Origin of the sequence: Halocatena halophila (genome assembly GCA_027563145.1) — an archaeon.
Lineage (GTDB): Archaea > Halobacteriota > Halobacteria > Halobacteriales > Haloarculaceae > Halocatena > Halocatena halophila.
On sequence record CP071306.1, the window covers coordinates 462847 to 480854 of the forward strand.

At 58.9% G+C, this 18008-nt stretch carries 16 protein-coding genes; 9 read left to right on the plus strand and 7 right to left on the minus strand.

Annotated features, from left to right (window positions below; translation table 11 throughout):
- Nucleotides 1–31: 31 nt before the first annotated feature.
- Complete coding sequence (locus JXQ78_RS02380) at nt 32–1039, plus strand: NAD(P)H-dependent flavin oxidoreductase (RefSeq protein WP_330631878.1); 1008 nt, start codon at nt 32–34, stop codon at nt 1037–1039.
- Between the two features lie 14 nt (nt 1040–1053).
- Here the strand turns inward: JXQ78_RS02380 and JXQ78_RS02385 are convergent, their stop codons facing one another.
- Nucleotides 1054–2073, minus strand: a complete 1020-nt coding sequence (locus JXQ78_RS02385) for a universal stress protein (RefSeq protein ID WP_330631879.1) — start codon at nt 2071–2073, stop codon at nt 1054–1056.
- An 83-nt stretch (nt 2074–2156) separates the two neighbouring features.
- Here JXQ78_RS02385 and JXQ78_RS02390 point away from each other — a divergent pair, with 83 nt between their 5' ends.
- Both JXQ78_RS02390 and JXQ78_RS02395 read left to right on the plus strand, forming a co-directional pair.
- A complete protein-coding gene (locus tag JXQ78_RS02390; RefSeq protein ID WP_330631880.1) occupies nt 2157–3602 on the plus strand; it encodes an MATE family efflux transporter in 1446 nt (481 codons plus the stop codon).
- Between the two features lie 237 nt (nt 3603–3839).
- The gene (locus JXQ78_RS02395; RefSeq protein WP_330631881.1) at nt 3840–4454 is read left to right on the plus strand and encodes a hypothetical protein; all 615 of its coding nucleotides are present in this window, start codon (nt 3840–3842) and stop codon (nt 4452–4454) included.
- A 1-nt stretch (nt 4455) separates the two neighbouring features.
- On the opposite strand, the gene JXQ78_RS02400 is transcribed toward JXQ78_RS02395, so the two are convergent.
- Together JXQ78_RS02400 and JXQ78_RS02405 are read right to left on the minus strand one after the other, a co-directional pair.
- Entirely contained in the window at nt 4456–5625 is a 1170-nt protein-coding gene (locus JXQ78_RS02400; protein WP_330631882.1) for a FecCD family ABC transporter permease, read from the minus strand.
- A gap of 276 nt (nt 5626–5901) precedes the next feature.
- Nucleotides 5902–7197, minus strand: coding sequence for an inorganic phosphate transporter (locus tag JXQ78_RS02405; RefSeq protein WP_330632843.1), 1296 nt, complete (start codon nt 7195–7197; stop codon nt 5902–5904).
- A gap of 183 nt (nt 7198–7380) precedes the next feature.
- On the opposite strand from JXQ78_RS02405, the gene JXQ78_RS02410 reads away from it, so the two are divergent.
- From JXQ78_RS02410 to JXQ78_RS02425, 4 genes are read left to right on the plus strand one after another with little or no spacing between them, the layout of a single operon-like run.
- Nucleotides 7381–8169 (plus strand): enoyl-CoA hydratase/isomerase family protein, encoded by a 789-nt coding sequence (locus JXQ78_RS02410; RefSeq protein ID WP_330631883.1) that lies wholly within the window; start codon nt 7381–7383, stop codon nt 8167–8169.
- The gene (locus JXQ78_RS02415; protein ID WP_330631884.1) at nt 8166–8969 is read left to right on the plus strand and encodes an enoyl-CoA hydratase/isomerase family protein; all 804 of its coding nucleotides are present in this window, start codon (nt 8166–8168) and stop codon (nt 8967–8969) included. The genes JXQ78_RS02410 and JXQ78_RS02415 overlap by 4 nt, the downstream gene beginning before the upstream one ends.
- On the plus strand, nt 8966–9853 hold the full coding sequence (locus JXQ78_RS02420) for a BKACE family enzyme (protein WP_330631885.1): 888 nt from the start codon (nt 8966–8968) through the stop codon (nt 9851–9853). Before JXQ78_RS02415 ends, JXQ78_RS02420 begins: the two co-directional genes overlap by 4 nt.
- Nucleotides 9850–10644 carry an SDR family oxidoreductase gene (locus JXQ78_RS02425; RefSeq protein WP_330631886.1) on the plus strand — a complete coding sequence of 265 codons (795 nt, stop codon included), beginning with the start codon at nt 9850–9852 and terminating at the stop codon, nt 10642–10644. Before JXQ78_RS02420 ends, JXQ78_RS02425 begins: the two co-directional genes overlap by 4 nt.
- Here the strand turns inward: JXQ78_RS02425 and JXQ78_RS02430 are convergent, their stop codons facing one another.
- Nucleotides 10645–12345 (minus strand): acyl-CoA carboxylase subunit beta, encoded by a 1701-nt coding sequence (locus tag JXQ78_RS02430; protein ID WP_330631887.1) that lies wholly within the window; start codon nt 12343–12345, stop codon nt 10645–10647. It lies immediately after the preceding gene.
- A 153-nt stretch (nt 12346–12498) separates the two neighbouring features.
- Here JXQ78_RS02430 and JXQ78_RS02435 point away from each other — a divergent pair, with 153 nt between their 5' ends.
- Both JXQ78_RS02435 and JXQ78_RS02440 read left to right on the plus strand, forming a co-directional pair.
- Complete coding sequence (locus tag JXQ78_RS02435; RefSeq protein ID WP_330631888.1) at nt 12499–14142, plus strand: class I adenylate-forming enzyme family protein; 1644 nt, start codon at nt 12499–12501, stop codon at nt 14140–14142.
- A gap of 57 nt (nt 14143–14199) precedes the next feature.
- Entirely contained in the window at nt 14200–15366 is a 1167-nt protein-coding gene (locus tag JXQ78_RS02440) for an acyl-CoA dehydrogenase family protein (protein WP_330631889.1), read from the plus strand.
- Nucleotides 15367–15371: 5 nt separating this feature from the next.
- Here the strand turns inward: JXQ78_RS02440 and JXQ78_RS02445 are convergent, their stop codons facing one another.
- The 3 genes from JXQ78_RS02445 to JXQ78_RS02455 all read right to left on the minus strand — a co-directional run bounded on the left by JXQ78_RS02445 (nt 15372) and on the right by JXQ78_RS02455 (nt 17824).
- Nucleotides 15372–16100: an SCP2 sterol-binding domain-containing protein gene (locus JXQ78_RS02445; protein ID WP_330631890.1), complete on the minus strand. Its 729-nt coding sequence runs from the start codon at nt 16098–16100 to the stop codon at nt 15372–15374.
- Nucleotides 16101–16278: 178 nt separating this feature from the next.
- Nucleotides 16279–17358: a M24 family metallopeptidase gene (locus tag JXQ78_RS02450; RefSeq protein WP_330631891.1), complete on the minus strand. Its 1080-nt coding sequence runs from the start codon at nt 17356–17358 to the stop codon at nt 16279–16281.
- A 61-nt stretch (nt 17359–17419) separates the two neighbouring features.
- Nucleotides 17420–17824 carry a TRAM domain-containing protein gene (locus tag JXQ78_RS02455; protein WP_330631892.1) on the minus strand — a complete coding sequence of 135 codons (405 nt, stop codon included), beginning with the start codon at nt 17822–17824 and terminating at the stop codon, nt 17420–17422.
- Nucleotides 17825–18008: the final 184 nt, after the last annotated feature.

Consider the following 18008-nt stretch of genomic DNA (forward strand, 5'->3'; position numbering starts at 1 on the left):
GTCCTTTCACGCAGTGTGAGTAGTCCAAGGAGTGAACGAACTCCAGACAGAGATCACTTCGTTGTTCGGCATTGATCTCCCGATCGTGCAGGCACCGATCGGGAGCGCAAGCTGTCCGTCACTCGCCGCGGCGGTCACCAATGCGGGAGGGCTCGGGACGCTCGCGCTCAGCTGGCGATCACCAGCGGACGCCCGGACGGCGTTGGACGAGGCGATGGCCCAGTCGACCGGGCCGGTTGGGGCCAACATCGTGCTCGACGAAACGGCCTCGACGACCGATCCCGAGACGTTGGTTGATTGCTGTCTCGACGCTGGCGTGCCAATCGTGTCGTTTTCGTTCGGCGACTGCAGCCAGTTCGTCGATCGATTGGATGCGACAGACACGACTGTCCTCCAGAGCGTTGGCTCGCTCGAAGCTGCCCGTTCGGCCGTTGAGGCTGGCGTCGATTGCGTCGTTGGCCAGGGCACAGAGGCCGGTGGTCACGTCGAAGGCGAACTGACGACGCTCTGTTTGATACCCCAGCTCGTCGATGCGGTTGGAGATGTGCCCGTGATCGCCGCCGGTGGAATCTCTGATGGCCGCGCCATTGCGGCGGCTCTCACGCTCGGTGCTGGGGGCGCCTGGCTCGGTACCCGGTTTCTTGCAACCACCGAAGCCAAGATCCACGAGACGTACAGATCGCGGCTTACCACACACGAGAGTGCCGACACCGTGCTGGGAAGGCCCTTTGATGGTGGCTGGCCGGGAATGGACCACCGGGTGCTCGAAACTGAGATTGTAAGCGAGTGGATCGACGCTGGACGACCGACACAGGATAAACCAGGTGCTGGCGTTCGCGTCGGCACCACTCCCGATGGCGAGCCGATCGACCGATACGACGACATGCTTGCCGTTCCCGACACGATGGGGGAGATCGAAGAACTCCCCCTGTACGCCGGACAGGGCGTCGGACAGATCGATCACAGTAGACCGGCGGCGAGCGTCGTCGATGACCTCGCCACCGAGACACGGATCGCACTCACGAATGCGCCCGGCTGAACGCGCCCTGATGGTCAGCTTTCGGGGTCGACATCTGGAGACGGGACGATCATTACAGGGATGGCTGCTGTCCGAATCATTCGTTCGGCGACGCTTCCGAGCAACAGCCGATCGAGTCCCTCGCGTCCGTGTGTTCCGAGAACGAGCATCCCAATGTCGTTGTTCTCGATCGCCTCAGCGATCGCTTCGTGGACCACTCCCGTATAACAGTGTGTCTCCGTGTCGAGTGTCGCGGGCGTTTGTTCAACGACTGACGTGATCGCCTCGTTCGCTTCGGTTTCGAGCGCTCTTCTGATCGGCGCGCGGGAGGCGAACTTCGTTTCGACCACCGAGAGGACGTGGAGTGTGGCGTTGTAGTGTCGTGCCAGATCGATTGCTCCCTCGACGGCCGGTTGTGATCCAGCAGAGCCGTCGGTGGCAACGAGAATCGCATTGTGTGACGCTGATACCGACGGATCGGTCAGCTGAACGGTCACCACCGGACGGGTTGCACGGCGAACCACAGAGCTCGTCACACTGCCGAGTAGATACCGACGCATTCCCGTTCGGCCATGAGTCCCCATTACGATGCAATCAACGTCGTGCTGGTCGGCGTACGCTACGATTTCCGTGGCTGGATAGCCCTGTCGGATCGCCGTCGTCACCGACAGCTCGTGTCCCGCAGACGCCACTGCCGCATCGACCTCCACAACGGCGGCCTCACACTCACGCTTTCGCGTCTCAAAAACCGATTCCCAGACGCCGGCATCCGCCACCGACTCCTCCGTGTAGGCGAGTTCGATCACCGACAGCGCGTGTATCGTCGACCCATATCGGTGCGCCAGTTCGATCCCCTCCCGGACTGCCGCCGCCGTCCCATCACTCCCATCGGTGGGAATGAGCACCGACTCATACATGTGTATCAGTAGCACGCGGACGGGCTTAATCGGGGTGGTATGCTGTGTCAGGACCGATCCGTACGGAGTGTGAAGTCGACCGACAGCCAGCAACCCCAGATCGACAAATGTGACTGCCTGATACTCACCAACATTCATGATCGTCAGCTGGTACCAATGGGACAGTTCATCCGGAGAGCGAACGTCTTTATTCGGTCGTCGAGAAATACAGACAGTTTCTCATGGTTCGCTTTCCAAACCCGATACGACTGCTGGTCCTCTGTATCGGTCGCGCGCTGTCTCGGCTCGGGCTGATCGATTCTGAGCGCGCGCGTCGGACGACGGAGCTGGCCTGGCCACGGATTGTGACCGGTATTGCCCGCATGTCGAAAAACGCAGTCGACGTTGCGATGGTTGGGATTGCACTCGGCTCGACGGCGATCGCCGGTGTTGGCCTTGCCGGTCCATACTGGGGGCTTGCGTTTGCTGTTGGCGGTGGGATTGCAGCGGGGACGATCGCGCTCGTCTCCCAGCGATTCGGTGCCGAGAAGTTTCACGAGATGGGTACCGCGATTCGAACGAGTCTCGTGCTCGTCATCGCACTCACGTTGCCAATCACCGTTATCTTTTTTGCGGCTCCACAGCCCTTGCTTGGGCTGTTGAGCGATGATCCAGTGGTGATCGACTTCGGCACGCGCTATCTTCGGCTGGTCGGGCTCGGTATCCCGTTCGCCGCGATCAATCTCGTCTGGAGCCGTGTCTTCATTGGCATCGATGACGCCTGGACGCCCATGGTGTTGCGGGCGGGCGGTGCCCTCTCGAACATCGCCATCAACGCGATCGCCATCTTCGGTCTCGGACTTGGCGTCGAAGGAGCTGCCGTTGGGACGGTGCTCTCGAACATCCTGGTTGCCGGAACGTTCTTCTGGATCCTCGTCCGTGGCGGGCTTCCCGGTGGGAAAGAGCTTCCAATTACCCTCGATCCGTTTGGCCCGTACTTCGATTCGGGGCTCGGACGTCAGCTAATCGAGATCGGAGTCCCAGTAATGGGTCGAAACGGCGTCTGGACCGTTGCAGAGTTCCCGATGCTCGCAATCGTCGCCTGGTTTGGCCCGTCGGTGATGGCGGCGTATGTGATTGCTCGACGCATCTGGGGAGTCATGAACACGCCCGGCTGGGGCTTTGGGCTGGCAGCCAGCAGTCTGGTTGGCCAGTCGCTCGGAACCGGCGACGAAGCCACCGCCGAGGCCTACGGCCGCGAAATCATCCGGTTTTCGGTCGTCGTGTATCTCGTCTCTGCGATCTGCGTGTTCGTGTTCGCCGAACCGCTCGTCCAGTCGTTCGTGGACGGGACCCCAACCCGAACCATTGACGTTGGCGTCTCGCTCGTCTCGGTGGCGTGTCTGGCGATCTTGCTCCAGGGCGTCTCTGGCGGTGCCGCCGGGCTGCTCGATGCTAGTGGTGACACCCGCTGGACGTTCTACAGCCAGGCCGTCGGGATGTTTGGCGTCTCGATACCCCTGACGTATCTCGGGGCAACGACGTCCCTGGGCATCTGGGGGCTGTATCTGGCCTTTCTCGCAGAAACCGCGATTCCGGCAGCACTCAACTACTATCGATTTTACTCCAACGCCTGGAAACGCGTCAGCCGGGCGTATCGCGTGGATGGGGCAGTCGCTGACGATTGAACTCGCATAGCGTCTCGATTTGTTCTGGTGTCATCACACACCATCTCATAGACATTACCGACCGAACCATTCCGTCAGTTGACCGAACACCATTATCATTTTGATATAGTAGTGTTTTATCGCAAATAGTGTTGTACGAATAGAAGGATGCAGTTTCACAGTGTGGCACATTGCTGTCTGTCTTTTGTCCTGAATATCACCTCAGTACACGTTCGGGTCGGCGAATCAGTTGTTGGTATGACATTTGAATGGGTGGTAGTCGCCTCGGCGATTGGTGGTGGTGCTGGTGGCATCGTCATGGTCGGGGCGTCCACCTCGGTGACTGGGAGCACGGATCGTCGATTCAGGCGGCGACTCACATTTGCTGTCGGTGCGGTGCTGGTGGTCCTCGGCGTCAGTACCGTGGGCCCCCACATAACAGCTCACCCCGTGCTCGCCAGTGTGAGCGCGCTCTGTGGCAGTATCCTGGTGTGGGCGATCGGAACGCTCAGCGCTGGCGAGACAGTTGCGGCCACAGTAACGACGCTCATCATACACCAGTGTCTCGAGGGGATGGCGCTTGCAACGGCGTACGTCACAGGTGGGATCGTGGGCGTCTCAGCAGCGATCGCGCTCACCGGACACACTGCGCTCGAAACGGCTGTCGTCGGAGCCTCCGCAGTAACGGTTGACCGAGCGCTCTGGGGTGTGATTGCGATCGTTGCGATGCAATCCGTCTACGTGCTGGCCGCCGTAACGACGTTCGTCATAGATTACACGATGACGGACGAATTCGAGCTGCTGTTTGCGAGCCTCATTGGTGGTGCAATGATCACGGCGGGATTGCGAGAGCTCCGTGCGCGCACGGGGTAGCCTACACTTCGCCAATCTTCTGGCGCTTTCGCATGAGATAGAGGAAGTATGGTCCACCGAGGAGCCCGGTGACGATACCGACTGGAAGTTGCTGTCCGGACGCACCGAGCAGTTCGAGACCCAGCCGCGCACCAACGTCCGCAACGACCATCAGCGCCGGGCCGGCAAAGAGACAGCCAACAATCAGCTTTCGGTGGTCGCTTCCAACGATCGTTCGCACCAGATGTGGAACGATCAGGCCAACGAAGCTCACCACGCCAGCGACGGCGATGCTTGCGGCGGCGGCAAGAACACCGATACCGGCAAGCCCGAGGCGGACCCGTTCGACCGACATCCCGAGTGATTTTGCGGTCCGCTCGCCGAGGACAAGCACGTTGAGTTGTCTGGCACCGATGAGTACGAGCAACACCACGAGCAACGTCCAGGGGCCGGCCATCCGAACCTGTTCCCAGCCGACGCCGGTCAACGAGCCGGTCATCCACTGCATCGCTGACTGTGCAGTGCCGATATCGGCCGCAAACAGGAACATCGCCCGCTGAACCGACTGAAAGACAGTCCCAACGATTATTCCGGCCAGCACGAGCCGAACGGGAGACGTCCCGTTCTTCCAGGCGATCGCGTAGACAATTCCGAACGCAATCGCGCCACCGAGCGCGGCAAACAGCGGCAGAAATGTCGATAGCCCCGGAAACATCACGAGCGTCACCAGAATCACGACACCCGCTCCATTCGAGACGCCGAGGATAAACGGGCTCGCGAGTTCGTTCTGTGTGACGGCCTGGAAGATCGTCCCGGAGATGGCGAGATTCATCCCAACCAGAATCGCAACGATCACACGGGGCAAACGGATCGTCCAGACGACCGTGGTTGCCGTATCAAGTGCCCGCAGTGAGGCTTCGCTTCCGAAAAGCGTCGTCGTTGCTCCCGAGCCAAGGAAAAATGAAACCAGCAGCTTTGGATCGAACAACACAGAGGGGTTCGACACTGCTTCAACCACCGTGGGGAACGACATGTTGTACGCACCGAATCGGACCTGGATGAGCCCACCGAGAACGACGAGTATCACGCTGACGACGGCGAGTCCAATCAACGCCGGATCTGCAGGGATGAAATCACCGACCGTCCGTCTGCCAGCAGGATCATCGATTGAGCTGCTTTCACCACTGGTCATGGCCACCGCTCATCCGAATCCTGTGAGCCATTATCACAGCAATCGCACGCTGGAGGTTGTCGCCATCGATGGACTCCCGGAGAAACGTTCCTGATCATGTATTTAGGTCCCCCTAAAAGATCATAAGCACAACGAATTCTGGATGATCCACACGGAGCGTATGAATTAGAAGAAACACAAATAATCCCAATATTTGTGTGATTATAAGGATTATAGCCGAAGAGATGAATTATCCATCGAAATAAACCATGCTAAAGCCGAATAAGCAATAGTTTATCATAGCATTGCAGAAAAGACGAGCCACGAACCGATCGTCGCGAGCGTTGGGGTAAGAATCCAGAGAAAAACCACTCGCTGTGTTGCGACCCGGTCGAACATCACGGGGGGTTCTCGAAGAAGGTCCTCCTGAGATTCTTCGCCCACACGTGGAATGGAGTCTGGATCGAGCGGTCTCGTTTCGATGTCGGGTTCAGTGGCGAGTTCGCCGATAGTCGGTCCACGTGCGCGCTCGGTTTCGGGGTCAGGTTCGGCAGTTTCTGCGAGCAGCGCATTCGTCGAGAGTTCTCGTGCCCTGTCGGCTGAGGATCTGACGGCGAGAGTTGGCTCCGTATCGATGGCAGTTTTACTCGCTCCAACGAGCGTCGTATGCCGACTCGAGCGACCCCAGCCGAGTCCAATGATCGAAGAGGTGGTACTCACTGCAAGGCTTGCCGGAATACCGAGGTCGGAAAGCACCGTGATGATCGTCGCACCAACGAGCGAGACGACGAGCGCCGCAAGAATTGGAAGATCAGTGAGGCCATCGCCAACCGTATCGAGCGTTCGTCTCGCGATAGTGAACCCGCCGAGCCCGATCGCTGCGATGGCGAGAATAATCCCCTGACTGGCTGTCAACGACCCGCTACCGACGAGCGGCGCAATCGCGTTCGCAGCGTTCGACGCACCGGCCGAAAACGCGTTGTAACAGGCAACGATCAGGACGGCGGCTGCACCAACAATATCACGCGGATGTGCTCGTTCGTTGATCGAGACACGTGGCATCATCCCCGTTCGTTCGAACGTCACCAGACCGGCTTCGAACCGTGTGAACGACACGCGAGCGTCGAGATGTGGATAAAGATACCGACCGAACAGAAAACCAATCCAGAACGCAGCGACGGGCGCGATGATCCACGCCGCGACGATACCGAACATCATCGACTCGTTGAGCGTGCCCGTTGCGAGACCGAGCCCAGCGATTGAGCCGACGGCAGTCATCGATGTCGATGCGGGAACGCCATAGATGTTCGAGAGCAACAGCGTCGCACCGGTGAAAAACAGCACTACGATGCTCGCAAGCAGCGTAAATTCTTGCTGTGGAACGATCCCCTCGCTCATAGTGGTGATGACGTTTCGACCGACGGTCCAACCACCAACCAGCGCAAACAGGGTGAACAACGAGGCAGCGGTCGTCTTGTTGACAATTTTTCCCCCAACTGCCGGCCCAAACGCAACGCCAGTCGAGGATCCGCCGATGTTGTATCCAACGAACGCTGCAACGAGTAATCCTATGACTACCAGTCCGCTCACCACGATCATACGGATCCGATTCACAGAGGGGGAGCCTAATGATTGGCAACGATGAAACGAAGACAGATCCACACCCTTCAACGGCCGCGTAGAGGAGGCCGAACAACTTTTGTTTGATCTGTGTAATGTGAGTGGCGTGCACACAATGACCGCGAGCGATTCGTCCTTCTGGTGGAGTGATCGTTCATGACTGATTCGTACGAAACGGTGCAGTTCGAGCGGACCGATGATGGGCTCGGCTGGATTGAACTGGATCGGCCTGATGCGTTGAACACGATCACCACGGAACTGCTTGACGAACTGGACGCCGTGATCGATCGGTGTGAATCGGCCGAGTCGGTTCGGGCGATCTACCTCACGGGAGCCGGCGATCGTGCGTTTTCTGCGGGGGCGGACGTGCAGTCTTCGGGCGTGATGGGCCACCGCAAAGGTGTCGAACACTCTCGACGCGGACAGACCGTCTTCGGCCGGCTCAAAGCGACGGATTTGCCGGTGGTTGCCGGCATTGACGGCTACTGTCTGGGCGGTGGAATGGAGCTTTCGATGTGTGCAGATCTCAGAATCGCGAGCGATCGCTCGGAGTTCGGCCTCCCCGAACACTCACTCGGGCTGTTGCCGGGCTGGGGTGGCACACAGCGCCTCCAGCAACTGCTCGGTGAGAGCGTGGCCAAACAGTTCGTGTTCACGGCCGACCGGTTCAGTGCAGAGCGAATGTACGAGTTTGGCTATCTCTACGACCTGATCGAGGCCGAGTCGTTCGAGGAAGATGCCCGGTCATTTGCTGCGGAGATCGCTGCTGGTCCGCCGATCGCACAGCGTTACAGCAAGCGTGCGATGCGTGCGGCCACACCATCACCGGACGCAGGCCTCGAACTCGAAGCGCAGGCGTTTGGCCACTTGCTCGACACCGAGGATCTTGCAGCTGGTATTTCGGCGTTCGTAACCGACAGTGATCCCGAGTTCGAGGGCAAATGAGCTCGCACGACACAGATGGGCTCACGGTAACAACCAGCCCGGACGAACTGGTCGTGCGAGCGACGATCGATCGACCAGATCGGCGAAATGCACTCAACGACGCCGTTATTGAGGGGTTGTGTTCTGTGCTTGCGGCCGCAGACAGTGGCCCCACTCGCGTGGTCGTGCTGCGCGGTGCGAACGGTACATTTTGCTCGGGCGGTGATCTGCAGGCGATGGCCGGTTCCGCTGGCGGAGACCCTCAGGTGTACCGTGATGGCTTCGCGGGATTGGCGACGCTGCTCGAACGGCTTCCACAAACGCGCGCGCTCTGTGTGGCAGCCGTCGAAGGCTACTGTCTCGCCGGCGGGCTCGGACTGGGAGCTGCCTGTGACATCGTCCTCGCTAGTGACGATGCGACGTTCGGATTGCCAGAGCGCAACGTGGGACTGTTTCCAGCACAGGCGATCGTTCCGATCGCACGAACGGCACCTGAGAAACGAATTCTCGAATACGCGTTCACCGGCGAACAGTTCGACGCGGCGACGGCACATGATCTGGGGCTGGTGTCGCGAACCGTTTCGGCTGAGGATTTCGACGCAGAACTGGACGATCTGATCGATTCGCTTGCCCGCTCGTCGCCCGTGGCGATCGATATGGGTAAACGGGCGTACTACACTCAGCGAGGAATGGAGTATCAGAAAGCACTATCGCACATGCGCGAAGTGATCGCTCATATCGCCATGAGCGACGCGACCGAGGCGGGAATCGAGGCGTTTTTGCTGGATGAGACGCCGTCGTGGGGGACTCGCGACCAATGACGTTCGCAGAACAGGATTCGATCAAGGGTAACGATCCGGATCGGGCGGTCATCTCCGTCGCGCTGACGGGGGCGCTTACGACACGGGAGCAATGCGAGTCCATTCCGTACACGCCTGAGGAGATTGCAGCCGACGCGGCGGCGGCACGCGACGAGGGGGCTGCGATCGCACACATTCATGCTCGCACCGACGACGGTGCACCGACATACGACCCCGAGGTGTATCAGGAAATTCGCGACGAGGTGCGTGCGCGGACGGATATCGTGTTGAACTTTTCTACCGGCGCGATCCACGCACCCCCCGAGCAACGAATTGCGTACCTCAAGGCCGTCAAGCCGGAGATTGCAGCGTTGAACATGGGCTCGATGAACTACGCGAAATACTCCACAGAGCGAGAGGATTTCGTCTTTGATATGGTGTTCGAGAACTCGTTCGAAGAGATTGAGCAGTTGCTCACGGCAATGGACGAGGCAGACATTCGACCCGAACTCGAATGCTTCGATGCCGGGCACATCACCAACACAACGCCGTTTCTCGACCGTGGACAGCTCAGCACGCCACTGCAGTTCAGTCTCATCATGGGTGTGCTTGGTGGGATTCCGGCAACGGTCGAATCGCTCATCGACCAGGTCCGTCGGCTCCCACCAACCGCACGCTGGCAGGTGATCGCCATCAGCCAGGATCAGTGGCCGCTAATCGCAGCCGCACTCGCAATGGGTGGAAACGTGCGCGTCGGCCTGGAGGACAACTTCTACCTTCCAGATGGATCGATGGGAACCAACGCCACACTGGTCGAGCAGGCGGCAGCGATGACCCGATCGGTTGGGAGCGAGCCGGCAACGCCAGAGCAGGCCCGCTCGATTCTCGGGCTGGAGGACGAATGAGTCCGCCCGCAGTCGATTCGGTATTCGATGGAGAACTGTTTGACGACACGACGGTGCTCGTCACGGGTGGCGGCACCGGAATCGGGCGGGCGATTGCGCTGGGATTTGCGACGCTCGGCGGGGATGTCGCAGTCGCGAGCCGATCGATGGACCATCTCGAACCGGTTGCCGACGCGATCGAAGAACGTGGACAACAAGCCTGTGCGACGACGGTCGACATTCGCGAACCCGACGCGGTTGAGTCGATGGTCGAGACCGTCGAACGGGAGCTCGGGCCGGTAGACGTGCTCATCAACAACGCTGGTGCGAACTTTCTGACGCCGACGGAATCGCTCTCGCCGAACGGCTGGCGGGCCGTCGTCGGAACTATTCTCGACGGAACCGCCTACTGCACCATGGCCGTTGGCGAACGAATGATCGACCGGGACGGCGGCGTGATCATCTCGATCGGAGCCACCAACAGCGAACATGGTGCACCCTTTCACGCCCACTCCGGTGCGGGAAAAGCCGGTGTGCACAACCTGATGCAGACGGTTGCCAGCGAGTGGGCCAAACACGGAATTCGAGCGAACACTATTGCGCCTGGCATCGTCGAGACCGACGGCATTACGGACGCTGCTGGGGGTGCGCTCCCCGAATCGCTTACCGGATCGATTCCAGCAGACAGATTCGGTACGCCGGCCGATTGCGTTCCTACGGTGCTCTTTATGGCCAGTCCAGCGGCAGCCTACGTGACGGGAAGCTATCTCACCGTTGATGGTGGTCTGTTGCTTGCCGACCCGATGGCCTGATCAGAACAACACCGTCCCGTGGTGTTGTGGCCGCTCGTCCCGCTGTTTCGTGCGTGCGGCCTCGAGACGCGCACAGAGCTGTGCTCGCAGCTCGCTGGCGGGCAACAGCTCATCAACCTGCAACGAGGCTGCCTGTTCGGTGATGTCGATGTGTGTGCGATACTCCGATTTTGCAGATTCGATGAACTGCGCTCGTGATTCTTGATCCATCGCTTCGAGCTGGTCGCCAAACAGCGCGTGGATCGCTGCGTCGGGTCCCATCACGGCAATTTCTGCTGACGGCAGCGCAAGCGTACAGTCGGGATCGAACGACGGACCACACATCCCATAAATTCCGGCCCCGTACGCTTTGCGCAGAATCACACAGAATTTGGGCACCTGCGCGTTTGAGGTTGCATAAATGAACTTTCGTCCCTTTCGGAGCACGCCTTCGCGTTCAACCGCCGAGCCGATCATGAACCCCGGCGTATCACAGAGATAAATGAGCGGAATGTTGTACGCATCGCACGTCCAGACGAACCCCGCCGCTTTGTCGGCCGAGTCGGGAAAGATCGCCCCGCTCACCGTGGCGGGCTGGTTGGCGACGATCCCGACTGGAGTGCCATCGATTCGTCCAAGCCCGGTGACGATCTCCGGAGCGAACGAGGGCTTGAGCTCGAGGAACGAATCACGGTCGAGCAACCGATCGATCGTCTCGTGAACGTCGTAGGCTTCGTTTGGTTGCTCGGGGATCGTCGCGTCCAGCGCCTTGGGATTTTTTGCCGGGGCAGTCGGGCTACTCGTCGGTGGAGCCTCGCGGAAATGCTGTGGCAGATACGACAACAGTTCACGAACGGTCTCTGCGGCACTTTCCTCATCGGGGACGACCAGATCTGCACTCCCGCTTTCGGTGGCGTGGACCGCTGGCCCACCGAGCTCATCCATCGAGACGGATTCACCGGTCATCGCCTCGACGATCCGTGGGGAGGCAATCGCCATCCCCGAGATCTCCTCGACCATAATCAGAAAATCACAGAACACTGGCGTGTACGCAGAACCCGCGATATCTGGTCCATACAACACCCCAATCTGCGGAACGCGACCCGACAGCCGACACTGGTTGTAGAATGTCTTCCCGCCGTGATACCGATCCATGTGGGTGTCGCCTGGCTCACGCTCGGAGGCGTCGAGCCGTGCGCCCGTCGAATCTATCAGCCGAACCATCGGAATTTCGAGTTCCAGTGCACGCTCTTGGATCCTGACGACCTTCTCGATTCCAAGCTTCCCGAGCGATCCGGCCTTGACGGTGTAGTCATTGGCCGTGAATGCAACCCGCCGACCGTCGATCGTTCCAATCCCTGTGAGCAGTCCGTCTGCCGGCAACTCATCGTCCGTGTGGCGTGCGAATCTGCCGTTCTCGTACTCGATCGTGTCGAACACCATCTCTAAACGGTCACGAACGAACTGTTTATCGAGTGAATCGATCTTCTCGTGACCGCGCTCTGGTCCGCCGCTTTCGACCGATTCGATTGCCTCCTGGACGGCTTGCTCACGGTCAGAAACGACCGATCCTGCATCCTCCCAGGAGTCCTCACCCGCCGCTGCAATCGACTCACCCGACTCGGTTACAACCGAAACGGACCGGCCGAGATGTTCGGCCGCCACAGTGGCGATCGCCTGGGCGATCTCTGCCTCGGCGTCGTCACCGATTGCTATCTCCATGACAGCTCGTGCCCCTGGTGGATTGTTAACCTATTCTTCCCGCACTAAATTTCCCCATTTGAGTAAACGGATATGATGTTTATTTCGTTATTGGTTACACGACTTATTAACATACAAACTATTATTATCAATGGATTATAATTACCGTCTGGCATGGAATACTACGAGGGCGAGCGGCTGTCACACATGGGCGATCTTCCCAAAATGGCGGCTGATCGCTACGGGTCGAAGACCGCGTTCGTGGGGATGGCTGAAACCCAATCGTATTCGGAATTTGCGGCGGCGACTTCACGCATGGCGGCGGTGCTTGCGAACGACAACGTCGGCGTTGGTGACCGTGTTGGCCTATACATACCGAACACGTTGCAGTTTCCCAGCACCTATTTCGGTGTGATTGAGTCCGGAGCGATTCCCGTTCCGCTGAACCTTCGGATGGACACCGAGACGCTCGCATACATCGTTGATGATGCATCGATCGACTGTCTGATCGGGTCGCCGTTGCTCGCTGATGACATTACCGAGCTTGCCGAAAAAACAGCCGTTTCGAGGACACTCGTCCCGGGCATGAACGATCCCGATCTGGGAATCAAAAACTGCTCACACTTGCTCGCTGACACACCGGCGACGTTCGACCGTCCACACCGCGAGTTCGACGACGTGGCCTGCCAGCCCTACACGAGTGGAACGACCGGGCGGCCAAAAGGCGTGTTGCTCACACACGAGAATCTGCTGACGTCGCTCGAGGCCTATGACGCCGGGGGGAACCCAATCGATCCGGACAAAACTGGGCTGCTTGTGCTCCCGCTGTTTCACATTTATGCCTTGAACGCGCTACTCGGCTCGTATCTGTACAACGGTGCATCGAGCGTATTGCTCGCCGAGCCCGATCCCGAGGCGATTTTGGCAGCGATCGATCGCCACGAGATCACACAGATTGCTGGTGTCCCCGCGCTTTATACCATGACACACCGGGTGTACTGCGAGAGCCCATCGGATTACGATCTCAGCTCGCTCGAGCTGGCGCTCTGTGCGGCGGCACCGCTCGCTGACTCGACGAAAAACGCCATCGAAACCCAGTGGGACGTACGGTTGGCCGAGGGGTGGGGAATGACCGAGACCGCACCGGCTGGTGCGACAGAACCAGCACGGGGTGTCCGGAAGGCCGCAGGATGTGTCGGACCACCGGTCGAGGGCCTTGAGGTTTCGCTGGTGGATCCAGAGACGCGAACAACCCGCCTTGACGCCACTGCAATCGAACCACCGATCAATCATTCAGACGTGGACACGCCAGTAACCGGTGAAATTGCGGTGCGTGGCCCGCAGGTGTTCGAGGGGTATCACAATCGTCCGGACCAAACGGCAGCCGTGTTCGACGAGGCGGGGTGGTTTTACACGGGGGATCTCGCCCGTGTCGATGCGGATGGCTATCTGTGGATCGTCGATCGCAAAGACGACATGATTATCGTGGGCGGAGAAAACGTCTATCCCTCGACGGTCGAGGAGGCACTCTACGACCATCCTGGCGTCGCTGAGGCCGCTGTCGTCGGGGCCGACCACGACGTGAAAGGCAGGGCTCCTGTTGCCTATGTCGTCCCCGAACGAGAGACCACGCTCGAGGAGCTCGATTTGCGACGGTTCACAATTGAACGCGTTCCGAGCTACGCCCATCCACGGCGGATATTCTTCGTCGAGGAACTCCCCCGGAGCGCCACACAGAAAGTGCGACGTTTCGAGCTCGAAGCCGACCTTGAGTCGCGTCTCGACGGACCGCTCCGATCGAGTAACAGACAGCTGTAGTTTCCTGCCTGTGATGCCTTGCATTACTGTTAATATCGTTCGTCAGACACAGGTGGTATGACGCACGTCGAAACAGAGCTCCACGGGATGATTCGTGAATCAGTCGGTGAGATTGCTGCGGAGTTCGATCGATCGTACTGGCGTGAACATATCGAAAACAGAACGTTTCCGGAGTCGTACTGGAACGAGCTGGCCGATCAGGGCTGGTTGGGTGTCGCAATTCCCGAAACGTTCGGCGGCGAGGGGCTAGGAATGCTCGAGATGACGATGGTGATCGAAGAGCTCTCGCGAGGTGGTGGTCAAGGTGGCATCGTCTTCGTGTTGACGCCCGTGTTCGGTGGGATCAGCGTGTTGCGCCACGGATCGACGGCACAGAAAGAGCAGATCCTCCCCGGAATTGCTGATGGCTCGCTCAGATTCTGTATGGGACTGACCGAACCGAGAGCTGGAACGAACACGCTGGCGATCGACACAACCGCAACGAGAGACGGAGAGACGTTCGTCATCGACGGGCAGAAAACGTTCATCAGCGGGGTCGAAAACGCCGATAAAATGCTTCTTGTGGCCCGTACCAGCTCATTCGATCGATCAAATCCGACACATGGTGTCACCATGTTTCTGATCGATGAGCCGGCCGAACGTGACGCGATCTCACTGACCGAGCTCGACACGACCGTCCCGTGGTTCGAACGGCAGTATCAGGTGGATATCGATGGCCTGGTCGTTCCAGAGGAGTCCGTGCTGGGCACTGAGGACGGGGGGATGTATCTACTGTTCGATACGCTGAACACCGAGCGGATCGGTGGCGCTGCGAGCGCGCTCGGTGGCGGACTGCGTGCGATCGACCTTGCCGTCGATTACGCCTGCGATCGTGAGGTGTTCGGAAAGCCAATTGGTGCCCATCAGGCGATTCAACACCCGCTAGCGGAGTACTACGCGAAGCTCATGGCCGCCCGGGAGATCACCTACACTGCGGCCGCAAAGTGGGACGCCGATCAAAACTGCGGAATGGAAGCCAACGCGGCGAAATATCTCGCGAGCGAGTACGCGACCGAGGCAGCGTCACAGGCGATCCAGACACACGGCGGCAACGGATTCACACCGGAGTACGAGGTGTATGATATCTGGCAAAACGTGCGGCTCACACAGACGGCACCGATTTCGAACGAGATGGTGAAAAACTTCATCGCCGAGCACCATCTCGGGCTGCCACGCTCGTACTGAGCGGGTCAGAACAGAAATTCTGAATCGGTCTCGGCGGCAACTTCCGTCAGCGCTATCGCAGCGTCGGAGTACTGAAGGAGCTTTTGCATATCACCGTCAAGCTCGAGCTCGCCACCCATGATAAGGTTGATCACCCCTGCGTCGCCCGCTACCAGCCGTTTCCACACGTCGTAGGGGCCAGAAAGAACGAAGCCGTGATCCCGTTCACCGATTTCTGACAGGACAGCAACCTCATCACAGGTTCCATCCCGAAGATCAAGCCACGCGTAGATCGTATCCGAATCCACGACGCGCGTTTCGAGCTGTTCGAGCAGGGCCAACAGGACTTCCGGAATTACCGACCGGAGTTCCGGCCAGAGTCGGTCCGGTGCATCGACCAGGCTGGTCGACTGCAGCTCTGCGAACGCACGCTCACGCAAGCTTCCGGTACGCTCGTCGATCGCCGACTGGATCTGTGGTGGGGCTGCCGCGATGATCTCCTCGAGTTCCGCAGCTTCGAGGGTCTCAAACACTGTCTCCTCGATCGAGTCGACGAGTGGCTCTGGAAGATCGCCGAGAGAGTTGCTTTCTAGCGGTAACGACGTTATCTCGAACACCATCTCACCGTTCCATCCGACACCCCACCCCTCGCCAGTCTCGGTAACCTGTTCGCTCCGTTCGATCCCCGTTCTGTACCGCTCTAGCCACGGCTCCGTTGGAAAGTACGTCGCCAGTGTGTGTTCCGTTGTTGCCATACGAAGTTCGGCCGAGGATTCTCCACGACCGGTCCATTCATATCTGAGTGTTATACAGTTTATAGTTCTGCCATTGATATAGGGTAATTTTTATAGTGGGAGGACCATGTGCACTCGATTATGCCAACTTTTTCATCAAAATGCAGACCATTTTTCAAAACGGGCAGATAGGCTATGATTACTTAGAACGGTCGAGCGGAACGTGACAGTCGATCGGTTGTTTGCTACCAACTGGTTCCGTGGTCATCGTTGGCCACTCGCCAGTGCTAGTGAGGATTTCGATCCCACTGTCGCCGATAAGAACCGTCTCTTCACACTTTGTCCCCTGGACGGAGGGATTCCACGCGTAGCCCATCGGTGTCATCACTTGCCTTTCGAGATTAGGGGTGGCGATCCACTCGCGGGATGCGTAGCCGGCCGCGCCGCCCTGATGGTGAAGCTGCCATTCATCTGGATAGCCAACCACATCGTAGGCGTTCTGTATCGCAGAGAAGACGTCACTTGCGGTGCCGTCGTCGCTAGCTACGCGTTGTGTCGCGCGCACGGCTGTGGTGTGCACGCGCGCTGCGGCGTGGTGGCGCGCTGTTAGCCATTCTGGCGGATCGAACGCGACGGTGCGCGTCGCGGAAACGACCAATCCCCGTCGTCGGGTACAGACTGACGCGATGGCGTACGAACCAAGCTGTTCGTCGGTCGGCCTGAAATGTCGGTGACGTTGTAATCGTCGCGCACCACCAACGAGACAAACTGGAACGCTCATGGCGCGTTCGGTCAACCGCCCGGTTAGCGTGCTAGCGACCTCTCGCTCGGTCTGCGTCGAAGAGAGCGTTCGACAGACGGATTCGAGAACTTCAGCCGTTTCTCGACCGAGCGCACGGTAGTCTTCGATGGCTGTCGAATCGAGCGGCTGGCGAACGTCCGAAAGGTCCACCTCTTCGAGCCCTGAAACGGGAAAATCAGCCGCTGCGGGCTCATTTGTTCGGGCTTCGATTGCGCCAGCGAGCGTCGTATCGTACCAGTCAAACTCCTCGACAGCGAACTCCTCAACCTCTGAACGAATTCTGTCGGCCTCGATATTCGCCGTCAGAATTGTGGGCTCCGTTCCGTCGTATCGGATCGCAGCGACGCCAACAGGATGTCCGGTATTGATCCTGTTGTCTGCCCGTGTCACCCATCCGTAGTTGTTCGTCGTCGCAAGCCAGATGGTCTCTAGCGATCGATCCTCGAGGACGGTGTCGAGGCTGTCGAGTGCGCTCATGGCCAGCCTTCTGGCCCCTACGGGCAAAGCCCTATCCATTTGGGGTATTTTTTATCCGCGTTCAATCCGTCGTCGATGGCGTCTCCTCAACTCGTGAGGCGAACGCCACCGTCGGCGTTACGCGGTCAACAACGATTGTCACCTCTTCTTCTGGCTCTCCCTCCGGAACGATGATCACGTATCCGCGTTCGACCTTGGCGATGCCGTCGCCCTCGCGGCCGACCGCTTCGACGGTAACGGTTCGCGTTTCACCTTCCGCGACTGGAGGCGTTTTTTCGGGGCCAACCGGGCGATCCGACGGCGTGGCCGTCTCTTCCGTTGCCAACAGTGCGACGCGATAGACGCTTCCTGGCGTGATCGAACCGTGGGTGATTTCGGCCTTTGGAACCTCGATAACGACCGACGATTCCCGCTGTTCGACCGTTCCAGTGAAGACGGTGCGAAGCGCCTCCGATATTTCAACCATATGCGGACGCAAGTGCTCAGTAGTTAAGAAAACATCCCTCTACACAATGCCGATTGACGGATCGGACCAACGCCATGGTCAAAAGCCCGTGCCGGATCTCCTTTTGTATAGAATTTATTACATAAATCACAAAGTAGTGATAAGTATTTGTACTATTATAACAGAAATATCGTCAAGATTCGTA

What these genes read in the sequence shown, in the direction of transcription:
- JXQ78_RS02400 (WP_330631882.1), bottom strand. Translation starts at nt 5,625, where the DNA reads ATGACCAGTGGTGAAAGCAGCTCAATCGATGATCCTGCTGGCAGACGG.
- JXQ78_RS02430 (WP_330631887.1), bottom strand. Translation starts at nt 12,345, where the DNA reads ATGGAGATAGCAATCGGTGACGACGCCGAGGCAGAGATCGCCCAGGCG.
- JXQ78_RS02410 (WP_330631883.1), top strand. Translation starts at nt 7,381, where the DNA reads ATGACTGATTCGTACGAAACGGTGCAGTTCGAGCGGACCGATGATGGG.
- JXQ78_RS02390 (WP_330631880.1), top strand. Translation starts at nt 2,157, where the DNA reads ATGGTTCGCTTTCCAAACCCGATACGACTGCTGGTCCTCTGTATCGGT.
- JXQ78_RS02455 (WP_330631892.1), bottom strand. Translation starts at nt 17,824, where the DNA reads ATGGTTGAAATATCGGAGGCGCTTCGCACCGTCTTCACTGGAACGGTC.
- JXQ78_RS02420 (WP_330631885.1), top strand. Translation starts at nt 8,966, where the DNA reads ATGACGTTCGCAGAACAGGATTCGATCAAGGGTAACGATCCGGATCGG.
- JXQ78_RS02450 (WP_330631891.1), bottom strand. Translation starts at nt 17,358, where the DNA reads ATGAGCGCACTCGACAGCCTCGACACCGTCCTCGAGGATCGATCGCTA.
- JXQ78_RS02445 (WP_330631890.1), bottom strand. Translation starts at nt 16,100, where the DNA reads ATGGCAACAACGGAACACACACTGGCGACGTACTTTCCAACGGAGCCG.
- JXQ78_RS02395 (WP_330631881.1), top strand. Translation starts at nt 3,840, where the DNA reads ATGACATTTGAATGGGTGGTAGTCGCCTCGGCGATTGGTGGTGGTGCT.
- JXQ78_RS02435 (WP_330631888.1), top strand. Translation starts at nt 12,499, where the DNA reads ATGGAATACTACGAGGGCGAGCGGCTGTCACACATGGGCGATCTTCCC.
- JXQ78_RS02385 (WP_330631879.1), bottom strand. Translation starts at nt 2,073, where the DNA reads ATGAATGTTGGTGAGTATCAGGCAGTCACATTTGTCGATCTGGGGTTG.
- JXQ78_RS02425 (WP_330631886.1), top strand. Translation starts at nt 9,850, where the DNA reads ATGAGTCCGCCCGCAGTCGATTCGGTATTCGATGGAGAACTGTTTGAC.
- JXQ78_RS02440 (WP_330631889.1), top strand. Translation starts at nt 14,200, where the DNA reads ATGACGCACGTCGAAACAGAGCTCCACGGGATGATTCGTGAATCAGTC.
- JXQ78_RS02415 (WP_330631884.1), top strand. Translation starts at nt 8,166, where the DNA reads ATGAGCTCGCACGACACAGATGGGCTCACGGTAACAACCAGCCCGGAC.